Source organism: Streptomyces sp. NPDC042371, assembly GCF_056437465.1.
On sequence record NZ_JBWKAP010000009.1, the window covers coordinates 1 to 19,826 of the forward strand.

Below are 19,826 nucleotides of genomic sequence, written 5' to 3' on the forward strand. Positions count from 1 at the left end.
GGTCAGCCGGGCATTACGGTGGGACACGAAGACCTCCGTGTGGTGCAGTCCTAGACAGCTCCACCACACCGGAGGTCTTCGCCATGATCAAGCCCCGCCAGCGTTAACAACGCTCGTGATCAATACACCTAGGAGCTCGGAACCGAAGCCCCGGCCAGCAGCCGCTGGACATCGCGCACCGCCGCGCGCCCCGCGCGATTGGCGCCGATCGTGCTGGCTGAAGGACCGTAGCCCACCAAGTGGATGCGGGGGTCCGCGGCGGCCCCGGTGCCCTCCACGCGGATGCCGCCGCCCGGCTCGCGCAGCCGCAGCGGGGCCAGGTGGTCGACGGCAGGGCGGAAACCGGTCGCCCAGAGGATGACGTCGGCGTCCACGCGGCGGCCGTCGTCCCACTCGACGCCGGTCGGTGTGATCCGGTCGAACATCGGGAGCCGGTCGAGGACGCCGTCGGCCCGCGCCTGCCGGATCGCATCGTTCACGGGCAGCCCCGTCACCGACACCACGCTCCGCGGCGGCAGGCCCTGACGCACGCGCTCCTCGACCATGGCGACGGCCTCGCGCCCCCAGTTCTCGTTGAAGGGCCCTTCGCGGAACACCGGCTCGCTGCGGGTGACCCAGGTGGTTTCGGCCGCGTAAGGGGCGATCTCCATGAGGTGCTGCGTGCCGGATGCGCCGCCGCCCACGACGATCACACGCTGCCCCTTGAAGGCCTCGGGGCCGGGATAGATCGCGGTGTGCAACTGCCGCCCACGGAAGGTGTCCTGGCCCGGGTAGCGGGGCCAGAACGGCCGGTCCCAGGTGCCCGTCGCGTTGATGAGAGCCCGCGTCGACCAGGTGCCTGCCGATGTCTCGACGAGCAGCCTGCCGCCGTTGCCCTCGCGGACTCCGTGCACGTCGACGGGGCGTCGAACGCGCAGGTCGAAGCGGTGCTCGTACTCCTCGAAGTACGCCCCGATGACCTCCGACGACGGGCGCGCGGGGTCCGCACCCGTCAGTTCCATGCCGGGGAGCGAGTGCATGCCGTGCACCTTCCCGTACGTCAGGGAAGGCCACCGGAACTGCCAGGCGCCGCCGGGCCGGGGCGCGTGGTCGAGGACCACGAAGTCCCGGCCCGGCTCGAAGCCGACCCGCCGCAGGTGGTAGGCGCTGGACAGGCCCGCCTGCCCGGCGCCGACGACGACCACGTCCACGTTCTGTACCGCCGCTGAGGCGGCCGCGTCTCGTACCCCGATGTCGTTCACGTTTCTACTAACTTCATCGGAGTCCAGGATCTTCCCGGCGGGCCGGAACTCTCAGTGCCCGCCCGCGACGATCAGCGCCCGCCCGCGACCGTCAGCGCCCGCCCGCGACCAGGAGGGGCGCGCCGCCCGGGGCGGAGGCCGGGCGGCCGTTCGCCGCGGGCACACCGGACAGTGGCGACGCCGGGATCCGCGGCAGCAGCCCGCGCGCGGCCAGGTCGGGAATGACGCCCTCGCCGAACCAGTACGCCTCTTCCAGGTGCGGGTAGCCGGACAGCACGAAGTGCTCCACACCGAGCGCGTGGTACTCCTCGATCCGGTCGGCGACATCGGCGTGGCTGCCGACCAGGGCGGTGCCCGCCCCGCCCCGCACCAGACCGACACCGGCCCACAGGTTCGGGGAGATCTCCAGCTTGTCCCGCGAGCCGCCGTGCAGCGCGAGCATCCGCTGCTGGCCCACCGACTCACTGCGTCCGAGCGCCTCCTGGGCGGCGGCGATCGTGTCCGGGTCGAGGTCGTCGAGCAGCCGGTTCGCGGTCGCCCACGCCTCGGCGGACGAATCGCGGGAGATCGTGTGCAGCCGGATGCCGAAACGGACCGTGCGGCCCTCCTTCTCGGCGAGCCCGCGAATCCAGTCGATCTTCTGCTTCACCTGCTCCGGCGGTTCGCCCCAGGTCAGGTAGACGTCCGAGTGTCGCGCCGCGACGGGACCCGCCGCGGCCGACGAGCCGCCGAAGAAGATCTCCGGCAGCGGATCCGGCGGCAGCGCGGTGAGCCCGCCGTCGACCTGGAAGTGCTCGCCGTGGAAGTCGAACGGCGTGCCGCCCCACACTCCCCGTACGACCGAGAGGAACTCGTCCGTGCGGGAGTAGCGGCGGTCGTGGTCCAGGTGGTCGCCGAACCGCCGTTGCTCGGTCGAGTCGCCGCCCGTCACCACGTTCAGCAGCAGTCGGCCGCGGGTGATGCGCTGATACGTCGCCGCCATCTGCGCGGCGAGCACCGGCGAGATCACCCCGGGGCGGAAGGCGACGAGGAACTTCAGCCGCTCGGTGTGCTGGGCGAGCGCGACCGTCGTCAGCCAGGCGTCCTCGCACCACGTGCCGGTCGGCGTGAGCACCGCCTCGAAGCCCAACTGCTCGGCGGCCTTGGCGATCTGGGCCAGATACTCGATGTCGGGCGCGCGCACGCCGCTCACCGGGGTGACGCGGGAGCGCGTGATGCCGCCGTCGGTGTAGGCGTGGCGGTCGACGAGGGTGCGGCCGTCGCCGCCGGTCGGCAGGAACCAGTGCAGGTGGACGTTCATGGTCAGGACTCCTTGCGGTACGAGCGCGGCTCGGTGGTGGACGGCGGCAGGTCGCCGTTGAAGCGGGGGTCGACGAAGTCGCCGAAGTCGATGCGGCGCGGAATCAGTTCGAGATCGGTGAACGTGTCCGCGATCTCCTGCTCGGAGGCGATCACGTTCTTGTCCACGGCCACCTGGACCCGGGTGCCGTTGGTGCGCTTGACGGCGTCGAGCGCGACCTCGTAGGGGAGTCCGGTGTCCTTCGCCCAGACCTTCGCCCAGGCCTCCGGGTGCTTGTAGACCCAGTCCTGCGCCCGGCGGAGCCGCTTCAGGTAGTCGGAGATCGCCGCGGTCTTCTTCTTGTCGTCGAGGGCGCCGGGCGCGGCGGCCTGGAAGGCGAGGCCGTTCACCAGCCCGTCCCCGTCGGTCAGGACGCGGCCCTTCTTGGCCCGCAGAACCTGCGAGGTGTACGGGTCCCAGACGGCCCAGGCGTCCACCTTGCCGCTGCTGAACGCGGCGAGCGCATCGGCCGGTTGCAGGTACTTGACCTGGACGTCCTTGAAGTCGAGCCCGGCCTTCTTGAGGGAGGCGATCAGCTGGTAGTGCGCCGACGAACCCTGCGCCACGGCAACGGACTTGCCCTTCAGCTCCCGGGGCTGCTGCAGCCCGGAGTCGTTGGGCACGAGGATCGCGTCCCCGGCCGCGGTGCCGTGGCTCGCGGCCACCACGGAGATCTTCGAGCCCGCGCCCGCTGCGAAGACGGGCGGGGTGTTGCCGATGCCGCCGATGTCGACGGCCTTGGCGTTGATGGCCTCCAGGAGCGGCGGGCCGGAGGTGAAGGTCGACCAGCGGATCTTGTAGTCGAGGTCGTCGAGCTCTCCGGCCGCGCGCAGCACGGCCTCGGAACCACCCTTCTGGTCGCCGACGTTGAGGGTCAGGGACCCCTTGCCGTCGGTGCCGCCGCCCGAGCCGCCGATGGAACCGTCGGCGGACGAGGTGCCGGAGCAGGCGGCGAGCAGCAGGGCCAGGGAGAGCAGTAGGGCGGCGGCGGGGGCGGGGCGTGGTCGTCGCATGGTGGTTCCGTTCGCTTCGTTACGTGGGGACGGGGCGGGGACTGGGGGCGAGCGGGGTTAGAGCCGGGGGCGGTGGTTGGTCAGGCGGCGGCAGCTTCGGGAGGCGCCTCGACGCCGAGCCGCTGGAGCAGCTCGGCGCGGAGCTCACCGAAGCGGGGGTCGGAGATGCCGCGCGGCCGCTCCAGGTCGATCTCCGTCTCGTACGCGATGACGCCGTCGTCCATGACGAGGACCCGGTCGGCGAGGAGCACCGCCTCCTCGACGTCGTGCGTGACGAGCAGGACCGCGCAGCCGCGCCGCTGCCACAGCTCGTCGACGAGACGCTGGGCCTTGATGCGGGTCAGCGCGTCGAGCGCGCCGAACGGCTCGTCGAGCAGCAGCAGGTCGGGCTCGCGCACCAGGGCCCGGGCCAGCGAGGCACGCTGGGCCTCGCCGCCGGAGAGGGTCTTGGGCCAGGCGTTCGTGCGGTGCTTGAGGCCCACCTCGGCCAGGGCCTGCTCGGCGACCTCCCGGACCGGCTTGCCCGGCAGCCCGAGCAGCACATTGCGCCACACCCGCTTCCAAGGCATCAGCCGGGGAGCCTGGAACGCCACGGCCTTGCGGCGCGGCACGAGCACGGTGCCCTCGATGTCGCGGTCGAGCCCCGCCAGGATGCGCAGCAGCGTCGACTTGCCGCAGCCGCTGCGGCCAAGCAGCGCCACGAACTCGCCAGGACGCACGTCCAGTTGCAGGTCGTCGATGACGGCACGCCCGTCGAAGGTGCGGGTCAGCCCGTCGACGCGGACGGCGGACGGCGTGGTGGTCTTCGTGGTGGACACGGTCGTGGTCACCGGCCGGTGAACGTCGGTCGCCATTGCAGCAGCAGCCTTTCGAGGGTTCGGACGACGAAGTCGGCCGTCAGGCCGAGGAAGGCGTAGACGACCAGGCAGACGACGATCACGTCGGTGCGCAGGAAGTCGCGGGCCTGGACCATGAGGAAGCCGAGGCCCGTGTCCGCGTTGACCTGCTCGGCGAAGACGAGAGCGAGCCAGGAGATGCCGAGCGAGTAGCGCAGTCCCGTCATGGCGCCGGGCAGCGCGCCCGGCAGGATGACGTGCCGCACGAGCCCCCACCGCGACAGGCCGAGCGACTCCCCGGCCTCGATCAACTGGGCGTCGACGCCCCGGATACCGGCGTACACGTTCAGATAGAGCGGGAAGGAGACGCCGAGCGTGATGATGGCGATCTTGGGCGCCTCGCCGATGCCGAACCAGATGATGAACAGCGGGATCAGCCCGACGAACGGCACGGTGCGCAGCATCTGCACGCTGGCGTCCACGAGGTCCTCGCCGATGCGGAAGAGCCCGGAGACGAGCGCGAGCGACGTTCCGACGACGGTGCCGAACAGCAGGCCGAGGGCGACGCGCTGCAGGGACACCCCCATGGCGTTCTGCAGGGACCCGTTCCCGATGAGATCGCCTGCGACCCGGGCGACGGTTCCGGGGGACGCGAGCACGTCACTGGTCAGTACGCCGGTGGCGCTGAGGATCTGCCAGAGCGCGAGCAGCGCGAGCGGTCCCGAGGTGCGGCGCAGCCAGCGGGGGACGCGTGCGCGGCGGCTGGAGGAGGGCACGAGGGCTTCGAGTTCGGGTCCCGGTCCGGGTGCTGGCTCAGGAGCGGAAGATGACTTGGGGGATATATCGGGCGTAGGCGAATGCGGTGGGGCATGGCTGATGCTCACAGGCGCTCCACGGGGAGAGGGGCGGGAGGGAAGGAAGGGGGTGTGGAGGGGTTACCGGCAGCCGGGGCGCAGGCGGCGGCCCGACCCTGAGGCCGGGCTTGAGCTCACGTCACACATGCGGATGTATGGGCATGCACACATGCGGATGTACGGGCATGAGGGAATCCGGGCTCGCGGACATGCGAGAGCAGCACTGAGCGCCTACCGACCGGAACGGGTGAAGAGGAAGAAAGGCGAAAGCGGGAGAAGGGCGTCAGCAGCCGCGTCGACACGCGGACGAGGCCACCCGCAGCAGGTCGATGTGACCGCGCGTGGTGAGCAGAGCTGAACGCAACATGCCGCAGAACGTAGCCACTTCGTCCACGCACGGTCAATGGTGTCTCGAAAGGCGGACATCCGGTATCAGCGGATGGAAGGCGGGGTGGGGGAGGATGGACGCATGCCCGATGCGTTCACCACTCGAGTCCTGCAGGTCACGACCGGATCGACGGAGGTGGTCCACGACCTCACCGCCGACTGCGAGGCCTTTCTGCGCGAAGCGGCCGACGGCCGCGACGGCCTCCTCAACATCTTCGTCCCGCACGCCACCGCGGGAATCGCCCTACTGGAGACGGGGGCGGGCAGCGACGACGACCTGCTCGCCGCGCTGCACACCCTGCTCCCCGCGGACGACCGCTGGCAGCACCGCCACGGCAGCCCGGGGCACGGCCGCGACCACGTCCTGCCCGCCCTGGTCCCGCCGCACGCGACGCTGCCGGTCGTCGACGGCCGCCTGGAGCTGGGTACGTGGCAGTCGGTCTGCCTGGTCGACACGAACAGGGACAACCCGCGGAGGCAGGTGCGGTTGTCGTTCCTCGGGTGACGGACCTCGGGTGACGGTTCGTCACGCCCTGGTGAGGGCGCAGGTCAGGCGGCCGCGCACTCGGGGCACCGGCCCCGGTAGGTCACCTCGGCCGCGGACACGGTGAAGCCGTACCGCTCGGAGTGCGGCAGGTCGGTCAGGGGGTCGCCGACGGGGTGGACGTCGCGGATCGCGCCGCAGCCCGAGCAGACCAGGTGCTGGTGGGGGCGGTGGGCGTTGGGGTCGTAGCGCTTGGCGCGGCCGTCCGTGGCCACCTCGATCACCTCGCCGAGCAGGACGAGTTCGCCGAGGGTGTTGTAGACGGTGGCGCGGGATATCTCCGGCAGTCGGAGGGTGGCCTGGGCGAGCACCTCGTCGGCGGTCAGGTGGACGTGTTCACCGGCGAGCACCTCGGCGACCACGCGGCGCTGGGCGGTCATCCGCCAGCCGCGTCCGCGAAGCCGTTGCAGCAGGTCACTCATGACCACCAACCCTCACTGTGCATAGCCCTTACGAATGAATGTGCGTGCGCCTGTCTGTCGTATTGACTTGGATTTCGTCCATCGTAGGATCGGATCTGGCTGACAGCCAAGGGTCAGGGCAACGGCAGGGAACGACACACGGCTTCACCGGATCGCCTTCCGACCCGCGCGTGCACCTGCTCCATCACCCTCAGCTCTTGAGCACCGCGATCCGCCCTCTCCGGAAGGATTCCCATGACTGAGAACCACGATGCAATCGTCACCGACCCCAAGCCGGAGGAAACGGGCGGCTGCCCGGTCGTGCACCGCGCGGCGCACCCGACCCAGGGCGGTGGAAACCGGCAGTGGTGGCCGGAGCGTCTCAACCTGAAGATCCTGGCCAAGAACCCCGCCGTGGCCAACCCGCTGGGCGAGGAGTTCGACTACGCCGAGGCGTTCAAGAGCCTCGACCTGCCGTCCGTGAAGCGGGACATCGCCGAGACGCTCACGACCTCCCAGGACTGGTGGCCCGCGGACTTCGGCAACTACGGCCCGTTCATGATCCGCATGGCGTGGCACAGTGCGGGCACCTACCGGATCAGCGACGGGCGTGGCGGCGCCGGTGCCGGACAGCAGCGCTTCGCCCCGCTCAACAGCTGGCCGGACAACGCAAGCCTCGACAAGGCCCGCCGTCTGCTGTGGCCGGTCAAGAAGAAGTACGGCCAGGCGCTTTCCTGGGCCGACCTGCTCATCCTCACCGGCAACGTCGCCCTGGAGTCGATGGGCTTCAAGACCTTCGGCTTCGGCGGCGGCCGCGCCGACGTGTGGGAGCCCGACGAGGACGTCTACTGGGGCCCCGAGACCGACTGGCTCGGCGACGAGCGCTACACCGGCGACCGAGAGCTGGAGAACCCGCTCGGCGCGGTCCAGATGGGCCTCATCTACGTCAACCCCGAGGGCCCGAACGGCACTCCGGACCCGATCGCCGCGGCCCGCGACATCCGTGAGACGTTCCGCCGGATGGCGATGAACGACGAGGAGACCGTCGCCCTGATCGCGGGGGGTCACACCTTCGGCAAGACTCACGGCGCCGGTCCCGCCGACGCGGTCGGCGACGACCCCGAGGCCGCCCCGATGGAGCAGATGGGCCTGGGCTGGCGGAGCACGCACGGCACCGGCGTGGGCGCCGACGCGATCACCAGCGGCCTTGAGGGCATTTGGACCGACACGCCCACGACGTGGGACAACAGCTTCTTCGAGATCCTCTTCGGCTACGAGTGGGAGCTCTTCAAGAGCCCCGCGGGCGCACACCAGTGGCGGCCGAAGGACGGCGCGGGCGCGGGCACCGTCCCCGATGCCTTCGACGCCTCCAAGACCCACGCCCCGACGATGCTGACGACCGACCTGTCGCTCCGCCTCGACCCGGTCTACGAGCAGATCTCGCGCCGCTTCAAGGACGACCCGGACGCGTTCGCGGACGCCTTCGCACGCGCCTGGTTCAAGCTGACCCACCGCGACATGGGCCCGATCGTGCGCTACCTCGGCCCGGAGGTCCCCAGCGAGACGCTGGTGTGGCAGGACCCGCTGCCCGAGGTGTCGTACGAGAGCATCGACGCCGGGGACGTCACCGCGCTCAAGGCGCAGATCCTCGCCTCGGACCTGTCGGTGTCCCAGCTCGTGTCCACCGCGTGGGCGGCCGCGTCCTCGTTCCGCGGCAGCGACAAGCGCGGCGGCGCCAACGGCGCGCGGATCCGCCTGGAGCCGCAGCGCGGCTGGGAGGTCAACAACCCCGACGAGCTGGCGACGGTGCTGCGTGCCCTGGAGGGCATCCAGGAGTCCTTCAACTCGTCCCGCACGGACGGCAAGCAGGTATCGCTCGCCGACCTGATCGTGCTCGCGGGCAGCGCGGCCGTCGAGCAGGCCGCCAAGGACGGGGGCTTCGACGTCGAGGTGGCCTTCACCCCGGGCCGCGTCGACGCCTCGCAGGAACAGACCGACGTCGAGTCGTTCGCCGAGATCGAGCCGTCCGCCGACGGGTTCCGCAACTATGCGGGCAAGGGCAACCGCCTGCCCGCCGAGTACCTGCTGCTCGACAAGGCGAACCTGCTGACCCTGAGCGCCCCGGAGATGACGGTCCTCGTCGGCGGTCTGCGCGTCCTCGGCGCGAACCACCAGGGCTCGAAGCGCGGCGTCCTCACCACGCGCCCCGGCACCCTCACCAACGACTTCTTCGTCAACCTGCTCGACCTGGGCACGGAGTGGAAGTCGACGTCCGAGGCCCAGGACACGTTCGAGGGCCGCGACGCCTCCGGCGCCGTCAAGTGGACCGGGACCCGCGCCGACCTGGTCTTCGGCTCCAACTCCGAGCTGCGCGCGCTCGCCGAGGTCTACGCGAGCGACGACGCGAAGGAGAAGTTCGTGCAGGACTTCGTCGCGGCGTGGGTCAAGGTCATGAACCTCGACCGGTTCGACATCGCGTGACACACGCCGGGTGACCGGCGCGTCCAGGTGAGTGGGCCGACCTGGACGCGCCGCCTACCCGATCTCCACCACTCGGGCCCAGTCGGGCGGCGTGTCCGGTACGTAGTCGGGGTCGTCCTCGTCCCAGGACCCGGCCGACCCCTGCCGGGGGAAGAGCCCGACCACCGTCCGGCACGAGGGCCGGGTGCTCGGCCACGGCGTCTGACCGTCGGTCAGGACCACGACGACGTCGGGTCCGGGCCGCGCCCGCAGGGCCCTGGCGAAGCCCGCCCGCAGATCCGTGCCCCCGCCGCCCACCAGCGGGATCCCCTCCGCCCGGCACAGCGTGTGCACGGCCGGGGCGGCCGCGTCGCACGGCAGCACCGTGACCAGATCGCGGCGGCCGCCCACCGCACGGGAGATCGCGGTCACTTCGAGGAGCGCACTGCCCAGTTCGGCATCGCTCACCGAACCGGACGTGTCGATGACCACGCAGACCCGGGGCGGCCTGCGCCGCAGGCTCGGCAGGACGACGCCCGGCACCCCGGCGGAGCGCCGCGCCGGTCGGCCGTACGTGTAGTCCTCACCCGCGCCGGGACCCGACGCCGCGGAGCGGACGGCCGCACCCAGCAAGTCCCGCCACGGCTGCGGCGGATGGAACGCCTCCTCCGCCCACCGCTGCCACCCCTTCGGCGCGCTGCCCGGCCGGGCGGTGATGCCCTGGGCCACCCGGAAGCGGACCGCGTCCCTCTCTTGTTCGCTGAGTCCGTGCGCACCGTCCGGCCCGAGTTCCCACGCCCGTTGCAGCCCGTCGGCGCCGCTTCCGCAGTCCAGCCAGGACATGCTCTGCGTCCTCGGCCCGAGCCGGAACTGGCGCAGGTAGTCCTCCATGAGCTCCCCTTCGGGCAGCCCCAGGGTCTCGGGCCGTACGGCGCCTTCGGGTTGGACCAGGCCGTCCCCGAACACGTCGTCGTTGATCTCGCAGTCCGCGGCGATGTTCATGCGCAGCCGCTCGCCGGGGCCGCTCAGCCCGCGCTCCCGGGCGACCCGGTCGCTGCGTCCGTGGTGGTCCCGCAGCAGGTGGGAGACCTCGTGCACCCACACGCCCGCCAGTTCCTCCACGGGCGTGCGGTCCACGAACCCCGGCGAGACGTAGCAGCGCCAGTGCCGGTCGACGGCCATCGTCGGCACCTGCCGTGACGCCGCGGTGTGCAGGGCGAACAGGGCCGTGGCCAGGTAGGGTCGGGCGCGGGCCGCGTGGAGGCGGGCGGCGAAGAGCTTGTCCTGGTCCAGGGCGTGCGCGGCGTCTACCGGGGCCGCCGCGGTCACAAGCCCGCCTTGGCGGTGGCGCGGGCACGGGCGACCGAACGGTTCGCCCGCTGGGACAGGGACACGGTCCCGGCCAGACCCTCGATCGAGGCCGGTACGTCCCAGTCCTCCCGGCGCAGCGAGGCGAGCGTGCTGGCCGGGACGACGACCAGGTCGGGGGCGCCGGTCTCCACCGCGCGGACCAGGAGCGCCCACGCCGCGTCCCAACGCGGCTTCTCAGGACGGTTCCTGACCGCCTCCACCACGGCGTCGAGCACGGCCTGGCGCAGATCGCCCCGCTGCGGCAGGTCGGCGTGCGCGGGGTCGGCGAGGAGCACCTCGGGGTCGGGCAGGTCCATCCGGTCCAGCGCGGCCAGCAGCTCAAGACCCGGCCCGTCTCCCACGGTTCCCCTGACCAGCAGGGAGAGCACGTCACGGGAGGAACCGGCGGCGGTCGCGAAGGCGGTCAGACGCAGTGCCATCTCCCAACTCCGCGGCGAGGGCCAGGCGCCGCCGCGACGTGCTTCGCTGCCGGGCAGCTGGTGCACGAGCTTGGGGCGGGCGGCGAGCAGCCCGCACACACCGCGGCGGGCGAAGGCCACGGCCTCCGGCAGCCTGTCCGGCGCGAGCTGGGGCAGCGTGGCCCGCGGCCAGGTCCCGCCGAGGCCACGTACGACCACGTCGTGGTCGTGGGCCCACTGCAGGTGGACGAACCGGTTGGCGAGGGGCGGGCTGAGCTCCCAGCCGTCGGCCGCGGAGGAACGTGGGTTGGCGGCGGCCACAATGCGTACGCCGGGCGGGAGTTGGAGGGCGCCGATGCGCCGTTCGAGGACCACGCGGAGCAGGGCGGCCTGGACCGCCGGAGGCGCGGTGGACAGCTCGTCGAGGAACAGGAGCCCCCGACCCGCCCTGACCAGGCGCACAGCCCAGTCCGGGGGTGCCATCGGGACGCCCTGCACCGCCGGGTCGTCCCCGACGACGGGCAGCCCGGAGAAGTCGGACGGCTCGTGCACGCTGGCGATCACCGTGGTCAGCGGGAGGTCCAGGGCGGTGGAGAGCTGCGTCAGAGCTGCGGTCTTGCCGATGCCCGGCTCCCCCCACAGAAGTACGGGGAGGTCGGCGGCGACCGCGAGGGTGAGGGCCTCCAGTTGTGTGTCGGTGCGGGGTTCGGTGGTCGAGTCGCGGAGCAGGTCCAACAGGGCTCCTGCGACGTCGAGTTGTCGGGTGGGCTGGTTCAGGGCGTGCTGGGGCATGTGTGGTCACCTTGGGGTTGGTCGTGCGACGTGTGGTGGCAGGGCCGGTCGGGCGGCCCGGGTGAGGGTGTGGGTGTAGGTCAGCGCGTGGACGAGTGGAGCGGGTGCGACCGGACGCTGTGACGGGCTTTGACGGCCGAGCGGGTGGGGGAGGGGCCGGAGCCGATCAGTCCCGCCCGGTACAGCCCATGGACGACCCGCCGGTGCGCGGCCGTCTCCAACTCGTCCCGCAACGGACCGTCCCGCAGCAGCGCTTCGGGGCCGAGCAGGCTCTCGACGACGGCGAGGGCGCCGTCGATGTCGCCGTGGTCGAGGCGTTCGCGGACTCCGGTGAGGCTGTCCGGCCTGCGGTGTGCCTGGTCGATGGCTTGCAGACAGGGCAGCGGGGTGCCGGAGAGGGCGGCCAGGAGTTCCTCGCGGCGTACCTCGGCAGGGTCGTGGTCCAGTGGGGCCAGCGCTCCGTCGACCAGGCCGATGCGGTGTCGCGCGCCGCGGCACTCGACGATGCGGGGCTGCCCCGCCGGGGGCGTGGCCGAGGCGGTGGCTCTGGGGGACCCGAGTGCCAGCGCCGCGGCGACCAGCGGGTGGAGCCGCCCGGCCTCGATGGTGCCGCTCCGGATCAGGTCCAGGTCGGGCAGGACCCAGGTCGCGGCGTCGGGCAGGACGGGGAGCGTGATGCCTGTGCCCGCATCCGGGTATGCGTCGCCGCCGGGTTCCAGGACGAGTCGGCGACCGGCTCCCAGTCGCACGACGACGGGCCCGGCGGGCCGCCCGTCGGCGCGCAACAGGAGCGCCGCCTCGTCCGCCCATCGGTCGACGGCACAGCGGAGCCCCTGCACCGCCGTCTCCAGTGCGTCGGATACGGCCACCGGGTCCCGGGCGGGGCCACCGTCGGCGCCGGACCGGACCCGCAGCTCTCCGGCTCTGCGCACGTCCCACAGGTGCCGGTGCAGGTCGAGGCGGAACCGCGGATGGGGGTGGGGATGCGGGTGACGGGATGCGCCGGTGCCGCTGTGGGAACCGTCCCACAGCGCCAGGCTGATCCGCTGACCGGCATCGGCCCAGGCGGGCGGCGTCCGGGCGACGAGCTGCAGGGGACGTACGCCGTCCCGGTCAGCCGCGTCGTACCGGGCGAGCGCGATGGTCAGCCCCGGGCGGAGCAGCCCGTCGGGAGCGATCCTCGGCATGTGCCAGCGCAGCAGGTCAGGAGCCAAGTGGCGGAGGTCCGACCGGAGATGGGCCGCGATGAGCCGACCGTGCGTGCGCGCCACGGAGCGCGGGCTGATGTCGACGTCGAAGTTGGCGGCGGAGCATGCCCCCGCCCAGTCACCGACATCGCGGCGGGCGGTCGCCTTCTCGATCATGGAGGGCGGCACGGCGAACTCTCGTACGCGCGGCCAGAAGGAAGTGAAAGAAGGCGAGAGCGAAGAGAACGAAGAGGAGGTGCAAGTGGTGTGGCGGGTACGACCGTCTGCGATCTGAGTGAGCATCAGCACTCACCTTGCGCGGACGGGACCCCCAATCTGCAAGCAGAATGAGTCGTCATTGCGCAGATCGTAGCTTCCTGGCCGTGATCTGTCAGGTGTCTAATGTCTCCACCCGCACGGTGCCTGTTCCGTCCGGCGGTGGTTACGGCAACGGGCGTCGGCCCCACGCGGACACCATCGGTGATGTGGCGAGGTCGAGGCGGCCGGACGTGACGTTCGCGAGATGCCGGTCGATCTCCTCGTCGGTGGCGAGCCCCGCCGAGACGAGCTGCCCTCGGACGTGCCGTACCGTCGCCGCCTCCAGGACGTCGCAGGCCGGGGACGTGATCGGGAAGTAGGCGTCCGCGGTGACGTCGGTCAGGCCCGACTCCCGCAGCAGCCGGGGGAGTTTGCGACCGTAGGACAGGTCGGCGCCACGGGCCGAAAGTAGTGAACGGAAGCCGGTGCGCAGCCTGTTGGCCAGGGCCTGCTCGGGGCCGTACTCGTCCAGGCAGATCAGTGGCTGCGACGCCGGATCGGCATCCTCCAGGAGGAGCCATCCGCCCGGCCGCAGCGCGGAGACCATGGCGCGCAGGGCCCGTTCCCGGTCGGCGACGTGCACCAGCACCAGTCGGGCGTGCACGAAGTCGAGGCCGCTCGCCGGTGGATCGTCCCGGCCCACGTCGTGGCGCAGCACCTCGACGGCCCCTCCCGTCGCCCGGGACGCCCAGGAGGTGTCGATGTCGGTCGCCAGCACGCGGCCGGTCGGCCCGACCCGGTCGGCCAGCCACGCCACGACCGAGGAGCCGCCCGCTCCGACCTCCCAGCACTTCCATCCCGAAGTGATCCCCAAGGCGTCGATGTGCCGGAAGGTCACGGGGTCGAAGAGCTCGCTCAGCGCGTCGAAACGGACGCCCGCCTCGGACCGTGCGTTGTCGAGGAGGTAGTCGTTCTCGCGTGTCATGAGGAGATTGTCCCCTGGCGGCGGTGCGGCGGGGCCGTCGGTGGGCGGTTCTTGATCGCCGCGTGTTGATATTCGGTGCCGCGTCGGGCCGTGGACGTGCAGACTCGTGCCATGGCGGACATGTGGGCGTTCCGGGATGCGGTCAGCGGCTGGGCGGCGGGTGGTCCCGGGGGACCGGCGAGTGACCTGGCCGTGCACCTGGGGCTGCGGACGGCGGTGCTCCTGGAGGGGCCCAGCGACCTCGCGGCCGTCGACGCGCTGGCCGTGCTGCGCGGCCGGGACCTGGCCGCCGAAGGGGTGTGCGTCGTGCCGATGGGCGGGGCGATGAGCGTCGGGCGCTATGCCGGACTGCTCGGGCCGCCCGGTCTCGGCCTGCGCCTGACGGGGTTGTGCGACGTGGCCGAGCAGGGCTTCTACGATCGCGGGCTCGAGCGGGCCGGGGCGTCGCGCCAGGACATCCACGTCTGTGCGGCGGACCTGGAGGACGAGCTCATCCGTGCGCTGGGCACGGCGAGGGTCGAGGAGATCGTCCGGGACGAGGGCGACCTGCGCGCCTGGCAGACCCTGCAGCGCCAGCCCGCCCACCAGGGCAGGCCACGCCATCAGCAGTTGCGGCGCTTCCTCGGCACCAAGAAGGGGCGCAAGATCCGCTACGGTCGTCTGCTGACGGAGGCCCTCGCTCCCGGCGAGGTCCCGGCCCCGCTCGACGGGCTGTTCGCGAGCGTGTGAGCGTCGGGCGAGGCCGACGGAGCGCAGGTGGAGCCCCCCCCCGGACGATCTTCCGGTACCCCGGCAGCGTAGGGTAGGACTCATAAGGCAGCCTTATGGGGTCATAAATATGACCCGCCTACTTAGTTAGGCTTGCCTTAGTTTAGGCTTCCCCTTGAGTCACTCCATCACCGCTCGAAGGGAACCTCACATGCCTCGCCCTCTGCGGGTAGCCATTGTCGGAGCCGGCCCCGCCGGGATCTATGCCGCCGACGCGCTGCTCAAATCCGCAGTGGCGGTCGAGCCGGGTGTGTCGATCGACCTCTTCGAGCGGATGCCTGCACCGTTCGGTCTGATCCGCTACGGCGTCGCCCCCGACCACCCCCGGATCAAGGGCATCATCAAGGCCCTGCACCAGGTGCTCGACAAGCCTCAGATCCGCCTCTTCGGCAACGTCGACTACCCGCGCGACATCAGCCTGGACGACCTGCGGACCTTCTACGACGGAGTGATCTTCTCCACGGGTGCCACCGCGGACCGTGCGCTCGACATACCCGGCATCGACCTCGACGGCTCGTACGGCGCCGCGGACTTCGTGTCCTGGTACGACGGGCACCCCGACGTGCCGCGGACCTGGCCGCTGGAGGCGGAGAAGGTCGCCGTCCTCGGCGTCGGCAACGTGGCGCTCGACGTGGCCCGCATCCTCGCCAAGACCGGCGACGAGCTGCTGCCCACCGAGATCCCGGCCAACGTCCACGAGGGGCTCAAGGCCAACAAGGCCCTGGAGGTCCACGTCTTCGGCCGCCGCGGCCCCGCGCAGGCGAAGTTCAGCCCCATGGAGCTGCGCGAGCTGGACCACTCGCCCAACATCGAGGTCATCGTCGACCCCGAGGACATCGACTACGACGACGGCTCGATCGCGACCCGGCGCGGCAACAAGCAGGCCGACATGGTCGCCAAGACCCTGGAGAACTGGGCGATCCGCGACGCCGGCGACCGCCCGCACAAGCTCTTCCTACACTTCTTCGAGTCGCCCACCGAGATCCTCGGCGAGGACGGCAAGGTCGTCGGCCTGCGCACCGAGCGCACCGCCCTCGACGGCACCGGCAACGTCAAGGGCACCGGCGAGTTCAAGGACTGGGACCTCGGGGCGGTCTACCGCGCCGTCGGCTACCTCTCCGACGAGCTCCCCAAGCTCCCCTGGGACGTCACGTCCGGCACCGTCCCGGACGAGGCGGGCCGCGTGATCGAGGAGTCCGGCGAGCACCTCCAGTCGACGTACGTCACCGGGTGGATCCGGCGCGGCCCCGTGGGCCTCATCGGCCACACCAAGGGTGACGCCAACGAGACCGTCGCCAGCCTCCTCGCCGACCGCGAGAACGGCCGCCTGCACACCCCCGCCTCGCCCGAGCCGGAGGCCGTGGACGCCTTCCTCGGCGAGCGCGACGTCCGCTTCACCACATGGGACGGCTGGTACCGCCTCGACGCCGCGGAGAAGGCGCTCGGCGAGCCGCAGGGCCGTGAGCGCGTGAAGATCGTCGAGCGCGAGGACATGCTCAAGGCGAGCGGCGCGTAACACCCCGCGCCCAGAGTCGTCAGCCGAGGTGCCCGATGGCACCGAGGCTGGCGACTTTTGCGTTTGCGGGGACGAAGCGCCGGTCCGGGCGCCCGGTCGCCGAGCTGGCCTGATTCGCTGTGTACGCAGGCAGGTTGGGGTCGCGCCCCCGTAGCATGACCAGTCGATCGGTGCGCCGGACCGGGGCGCGGTGCGCCGGACCGGGTATGGGGATCGTGGATCGGGGGCGGTGCGGGGCAGGACCCATGGAGCTGGGCGTGAACGGCGTGAAGGGCGTGAACAGCGCGGACGGTACGGGTAGCGTGTCCGGCGCACATCCCGATATGCGCTACCGCTTACTGGGGCCGGTCGAGGCGTGGCGCGCGGGCCACCGGCTCGCCCTCGGCGGGCCCAAGCCCCGGGCGCTGCTCGCGGCCCTGCTCCTGGAACCCGGGCGCGTGGTCTCCGCGGAGGCGCTCATCGACGTCATCTGGGGCGACCGCCCGCCGGACACCGCGAGGTCCCTGATCCAGTCGTACGTCTCCGCGCTGCGCCGCGCCCTGTCCGCCGACGTGATCGAGACACAACCGCCCGGCTATCTGATCCACGCGGACGCCGAGGTCGTCGACCGCGCGGCGTTCGAACGGCTCACGGCGCGGGGGCGGCGGGCGGCCGCCGCGGGCGACCACGCCGTGGCGGCCCGGCTGCTGAGCGAAGCCCTCGCGCTGTGGCGGGGCCCCGCGCTCGGCGGGATCGGCGAGACCCTGCGCGCCATGGCCGACCATCTGGAGGAGGCGCGGCAGGCCGCCCTGGAGGAGCGGATCGGCGCCGAACTCGCGCAGGCGGGCCGCGAGACGGAGCTGGTCGGCGAGCTCACCGCGCTGGTCGCCACGCACCCCACCCGCGAGCGGCTGCGGGCCCAACTCATGCTCGCCCTCTACCGGCTGGGCCGACAGGCGGACGCCCTCGCGGTGTACACGGACGGGCGCGACGTCCTCACGGAGGAGCTGGGGATCGACCCGGGCCCGGGGCTCAGGTCGATGCACGAGGCCATCCTGCGGGCGGACGCGTCCCTGCTGCCGGGCCCGGGGGAGGAGTCGTCCACCAGGGACACGGGAACGTACGCCGCGGACACGGGAGCCCCCGCCGCCGCCCCCGGTGGCATCGAGACCACCACCGGCAGCGTGCACCTCGCCGAACCCCCGCCCCCCGCACCCGCCCTCCTGCCGCCCGCCATCGGGGACTTCACCGGACGCGAGGCGCAGCTCGGCGAGGTGCAGGCCGCGCTGACGGGGCCCGGACCGCGCCAGGCCGTGCCCGTCGTCGTCATCTCCGGGCCCGGCGGCATCGGCAAGTCCGTCCTCGGCGTCACCGCCGCCCACCGGATCGCCGACGCCTACCCCGACGGCCAGCTCTACGCCGAACTGCGGGGCGCCACCGCCCCCGTGGAACCCTGCGAGGTGCTCGGCCGACTGCTGCGCGCCCTGGGCGCCGACCCGCCGGAGGGGGACGCGGAACGGAGGGACCTCTTCCGTAGCCTCGTCGCCGGGCGCCGCATCCTGCTCGTCCTCGACGACGCGGGCAGCGAGTCCCAGGTGCGTCCCCTGCTCCCGGGGAGTGCCACCTGCGGTGTGCTGATCACCGCGCGCGCCCGCCTCGGCGCGCTGCCCTGCACCCACCGCACCGACCTCGACGTCCTCGACGTGGCGCCCGGGACCGATCTGCTGGCCAGGGTCGCGGGCGAACAGCGCGTGCGCGAGGAGCCCGAGGCCGCCCGCCGCATCGTGGAGCTGTGCGGCGGGCTCCCGCTCGCCCTGCGCATCGCGGGCGCCCGCCTCGCCACCCGCAGCCACTGGTCGGCGGGCACGCTCGCCGACCGGCTGGCCGACGAACACCACCGCCTGGACGAACTCTCCGTCGGTGACTTGGAGGTCAGGGCGGGCCTCGGCCTGAGCTACCGCGCCCTGGACCCGGCCGCCCGCACCGCCCTGCGCCGCCTCGGCCTGCTCGCCGCGCCCGACGTCGCGTCCTGGGTGGTCGCCGCGCTGCTCGACGTGCCGGAGGGCGAGGCGGACCGCGTCGTGGAGCAGCTCATCGACGCCCAGCTCCTGCACTGCACCCTCGTGGACCGCGCCGGGCAGCCCCGCTACCGGCCGCACGACCTCGTGCGCGTGTACGCGGCCGAACGCGCCGAGGCCGAGGACAGCCCCGCCGAGCGCTCCGCCGCCGTCGGCCGGGCCCTCGGCGCCGGGCTCTGGCTCACCGGACGCGTCGCGTCGGCCACGCCGTCCGGCGCCGTCGAACTGCACCGCGGCTTCCTGGACTCGGGCGGCCCCGTCGGCGCGGCGGCCGGGGACCGGCGGCACCAAGTGCGGCCCGTCGGCCCCGCGGCCACCCGGCGCGCGCTCGCGGACCCGGCCGCCTGGTTCGAGTCCGAGGCCGACGCGTTCGCCGCCGCAGTCGAACGCGCCGCGGCCTTCGACCTGCACACCCTGGCCTGCGAGGCCGCGGCCGCCCTGTGCTCGTCCGCGTACGCCGTCGGCAACCGCTTCGAGGCCTGGTGGCGCAGCCACGACGCGGCACTGGCCGCCGCCCGGCGCGCCGAGGACCGCTCCGGCGAAGCCCTGCTCCTCATCGGCCTCGGTCAACTCCGCTACGAACAGGACCGGTTCACCGAGTCGCAGGACTACTTCCGGCAGGCGTCCGGGATCTGCGCCGATCTCGGGGACACCCGCGGCCGGGCCGCCGCCCTCGCCGGACTCGGGAGCGCCCTGCGGGAGGCGGGACGGCTGCGGGCCGCGCTCAGTGTGCTTGCCCGGGCCGTCGACGGCTTCCGGGAGCTCAGGGACGACCCGGGCCTCGGCCTCTCCTGCCGCTTCGCGGGCACCGTCCACCTCGAACTCGGCGAGGACGAACACGCGTTCACGCTCCTGGACGAGTCCCTGCGGGCCTACCGCAGGCTCGGCAGCCGACGGGGCGAAGCACTCACGCTGCGCTCACTGAGCCTCGTGCACCGCGCGCTCGGTGCGTACGCCGACGCGGAGCGGCTCGCCGACCGGGCGGTGACGCTCCTCACCGGGATCGGGGACTCGCTGATGGCGGCCTACGCGGTACAGGCGCGTGCCAAGTGCCGCATGAGACAGGGGCATTCCGCCGCGGCCGCCGCCGAGCTGCGCGGCGTCCTGGACACCTGCCGGGCACACCGCGACCGCTTCGGGGAGGCACTCACGCTGCGCACGCTCGGCGAGTGCGAGCTCGCCGAAGGGCGCATCGCCGCCGCGGAGGTACGGCTCACCAGGGCCGCCGCTCTCTGGGACGTCCTGGGCCTTCCGCTGGCCCGCGCCCGTACCCTGCGCGATCTCGCCGCGGCGCGGGAGGCGGCGGGCAAACGGGCGGACGCGCTCGCGCTGCGCGCAGAGGCGCGGGACGTCTTCACGGCGTACGAGGCACGTGAGCGGCACGAGCCCGGCCTGTAGGCGGAGCGCTCCCACAGCGCA

Annotated in this window: 16 protein-coding genes; 5 read left to right on the forward strand and 11 right to left on the reverse strand. The window is 72.4% G+C overall.

Annotated features, from left to right (window positions below):
• Positions 1 to 128: 128 nt before the first annotated feature.
• The 6 genes from AC068B_RS26690 to AC068B_RS26715 form a co-directional block, all read right to left on the reverse strand.
• A complete protein-coding gene (locus AC068B_RS26690) occupies positions 129 to 1,241 on the reverse strand; it encodes an NAD(P)-binding domain-containing protein (RefSeq protein ID WP_478674177.1) in 1,113 nt (370 codons plus the stop codon).
• A 91-nt stretch (positions 1,242 to 1,332) separates the two neighbouring features.
• Positions 1,333 to 2,541 (reverse strand): LLM class flavin-dependent oxidoreductase, encoded by a 1,209-nt coding sequence (locus AC068B_RS26695; RefSeq protein WP_356252754.1) that lies wholly within the window; start codon positions 2,539 to 2,541, stop codon positions 1,333 to 1,335.
• Between the two features lie 2 nt (positions 2,542 to 2,543).
• Positions 2,544 to 3,593, reverse strand: coding sequence for an ABC transporter substrate-binding protein (locus AC068B_RS26700; RefSeq protein WP_478674178.1), 1,050 nt, complete (start codon positions 3,591 to 3,593; stop codon positions 2,544 to 2,546).
• A gap of 80 nt (positions 3,594 to 3,673) precedes the next feature.
• Positions 3,674 to 4,447, reverse strand: coding sequence for an ABC transporter ATP-binding protein (locus AC068B_RS26705; RefSeq protein ID WP_478674179.1), 774 nt, complete (start codon positions 4,445 to 4,447; stop codon positions 3,674 to 3,676).
• A complete protein-coding gene (locus AC068B_RS26710; RefSeq protein WP_478674180.1) occupies positions 4,420 to 5,313 on the reverse strand; it encodes an ABC transporter permease in 894 nt (297 codons plus the stop codon). The genes AC068B_RS26705 and AC068B_RS26710 overlap by 28 nt, the downstream gene beginning before the upstream one ends.
• Before the next feature lie 253 nt (positions 5,314 to 5,566).
• Entirely contained in the window at positions 5,567 to 5,650 is an 84-nt protein-coding gene (locus AC068B_RS26715; RefSeq protein ID WP_355809829.1) for a putative leader peptide, read from the reverse strand.
• A 102-nt stretch (positions 5,651 to 5,752) separates the two neighbouring features.
• Between AC068B_RS26715 and AC068B_RS26720 the strand changes: the two genes are divergently transcribed.
• Positions 5,753 to 6,175, forward strand: coding sequence for a secondary thiamine-phosphate synthase enzyme YjbQ (locus AC068B_RS26720; RefSeq protein ID WP_478674181.1), 423 nt, complete (start codon positions 5,753 to 5,755; stop codon positions 6,173 to 6,175).
• Positions 6,176 to 6,219: 44 nt separating this feature from the next.
• On the opposite strand, the gene AC068B_RS26725 is transcribed toward AC068B_RS26720, so the two are convergent.
• Positions 6,220 to 6,636 carry a Fur family transcriptional regulator gene (locus AC068B_RS26725; RefSeq protein WP_478674182.1) on the reverse strand — a complete coding sequence of 139 codons (417 nt, stop codon included), beginning with the start codon at positions 6,634 to 6,636 and terminating at the stop codon, positions 6,220 to 6,222.
• A 234-nt stretch (positions 6,637 to 6,870) separates the two neighbouring features.
• Here AC068B_RS26725 and katG point away from each other — a divergent pair, with 234 nt between their 5' ends.
• Entirely contained in the window at positions 6,871 to 9,096 is a 2,226-nt protein-coding gene (gene katG / locus AC068B_RS26730; protein WP_478674183.1) for a catalase/peroxidase HPI, read from the forward strand.
• A gap of 54 nt (positions 9,097 to 9,150) precedes the next feature.
• On the opposite strand, the gene AC068B_RS26735 is transcribed toward katG, so the two are convergent.
• The 4 genes from AC068B_RS26735 to AC068B_RS26750 form a co-directional block, all read right to left on the reverse strand.
• Entirely contained in the window at positions 9,151 to 10,404 is a 1,254-nt protein-coding gene (locus AC068B_RS26735; RefSeq protein ID WP_478674184.1) for a vWA domain-containing protein, read from the reverse strand.
• Positions 10,401 to 11,636, reverse strand: coding sequence for an AAA family ATPase (locus AC068B_RS26740; RefSeq protein WP_478674185.1), 1,236 nt, complete (start codon positions 11,634 to 11,636; stop codon positions 10,401 to 10,403). Before AC068B_RS26740 ends, AC068B_RS26735 begins: the two co-directional genes overlap by 4 nt.
• An 80-nt stretch (positions 11,637 to 11,716) precedes the next feature.
• Positions 11,717 to 13,000, reverse strand: coding sequence for a hypothetical protein (locus AC068B_RS26745; protein ID WP_478674477.1), 1,284 nt, complete (start codon positions 12,998 to 13,000; stop codon positions 11,717 to 11,719).
• A 265-nt stretch (positions 13,001 to 13,265) separates the two neighbouring features.
• Positions 13,266 to 14,066 (reverse strand): methyltransferase domain-containing protein, encoded by an 801-nt coding sequence (locus tag AC068B_RS26750; protein ID WP_478674186.1) that lies wholly within the window; start codon positions 14,064 to 14,066, stop codon positions 13,266 to 13,268.
• Positions 14,067 to 14,177: 111 nt separating this feature from the next.
• Between AC068B_RS26750 and AC068B_RS26755 the strand changes: the two genes are divergently transcribed.
• The 3 genes from AC068B_RS26755 (at position 14,178) to AC068B_RS26765 (ending at position 19,805) form a co-directional block, all read left to right on the forward strand.
• Positions 14,178 to 14,795: a TOPRIM nucleotidyl transferase/hydrolase domain-containing protein gene (locus tag AC068B_RS26755; protein WP_478674187.1), complete on the forward strand. Its 618-nt coding sequence runs from the start codon at positions 14,178 to 14,180 to the stop codon at positions 14,793 to 14,795.
• A gap of 190 nt (positions 14,796 to 14,985) precedes the next feature.
• Entirely contained in the window at positions 14,986 to 16,350 is a 1,365-nt protein-coding gene (locus AC068B_RS26760; RefSeq protein ID WP_478674188.1) for an FAD-dependent oxidoreductase, read from the forward strand.
• Positions 16,351 to 16,607: 257 nt separating this feature from the next.
• Entirely contained in the window at positions 16,608 to 19,805 is a 3,198-nt protein-coding gene (locus tag AC068B_RS26765) for an AfsR/SARP family transcriptional regulator (RefSeq protein ID WP_478674189.1), read from the forward strand.
• Positions 19,806 to 19,826: the final 21 nt, after the last annotated feature.

What these genes read in the sequence shown, in the direction of transcription:
- AC068B_RS26695 (WP_356252754.1), bottom strand. Translation starts at nt 2,541, where the DNA reads ATGAACGTCCACCTGCACTGGTTCCTGCCGACCGGCGGCGACGGCCGC.
- AC068B_RS26700 (WP_478674178.1), bottom strand. Translation starts at nt 3,593, where the DNA reads ATGCGACGACCACGCCCCGCCCCCGCCGCCGCCCTACTGCTCTCCCTG.
- AC068B_RS26705 (WP_478674179.1), bottom strand. Translation starts at nt 4,447, where the DNA reads ATGGCGACCGACGTTCACCGGCCGGTGACCACGACCGTGTCCACCACG.
- AC068B_RS26715 (WP_355809829.1), bottom strand. Translation starts at nt 5,650, where the DNA reads ATGTTGCGTTCAGCTCTGCTCACCACGCGCGGTCACATCGACCTGCTG.
- AC068B_RS26720 (WP_478674181.1), top strand. Translation starts at nt 5,753, where the DNA reads ATGCCCGATGCGTTCACCACTCGAGTCCTGCAGGTCACGACCGGATCG.
- AC068B_RS26725 (WP_478674182.1), bottom strand. Translation starts at nt 6,636, where the DNA reads ATGAGTGACCTGCTGCAACGGCTTCGCGGACGCGGCTGGCGGATGACC.
- katG (WP_478674183.1), top strand. Translation starts at nt 6,871, where the DNA reads ATGACTGAGAACCACGATGCAATCGTCACCGACCCCAAGCCGGAGGAA.
- AC068B_RS26740 (WP_478674185.1), bottom strand. Translation starts at nt 11,636, where the DNA reads ATGCCCCAGCACGCCCTGAACCAGCCCACCCGACAACTCGACGTCGCA.
- AC068B_RS26745 (WP_478674477.1), bottom strand. Translation starts at nt 13,000, where the DNA reads ATGATCGAGAAGGCGACCGCCCGCCGCGATGTCGGTGACTGGGCGGGG.
- AC068B_RS26750 (WP_478674186.1), bottom strand. Translation starts at nt 14,066, where the DNA reads ATGACACGCGAGAACGACTACCTCCTCGACAACGCACGGTCCGAGGCG.
- AC068B_RS26755 (WP_478674187.1), top strand. Translation starts at nt 14,178, where the DNA reads ATGGCGGACATGTGGGCGTTCCGGGATGCGGTCAGCGGCTGGGCGGCG.
- AC068B_RS26760 (WP_478674188.1), top strand. Translation starts at nt 14,986, where the DNA reads ATGCCTCGCCCTCTGCGGGTAGCCATTGTCGGAGCCGGCCCCGCCGGG.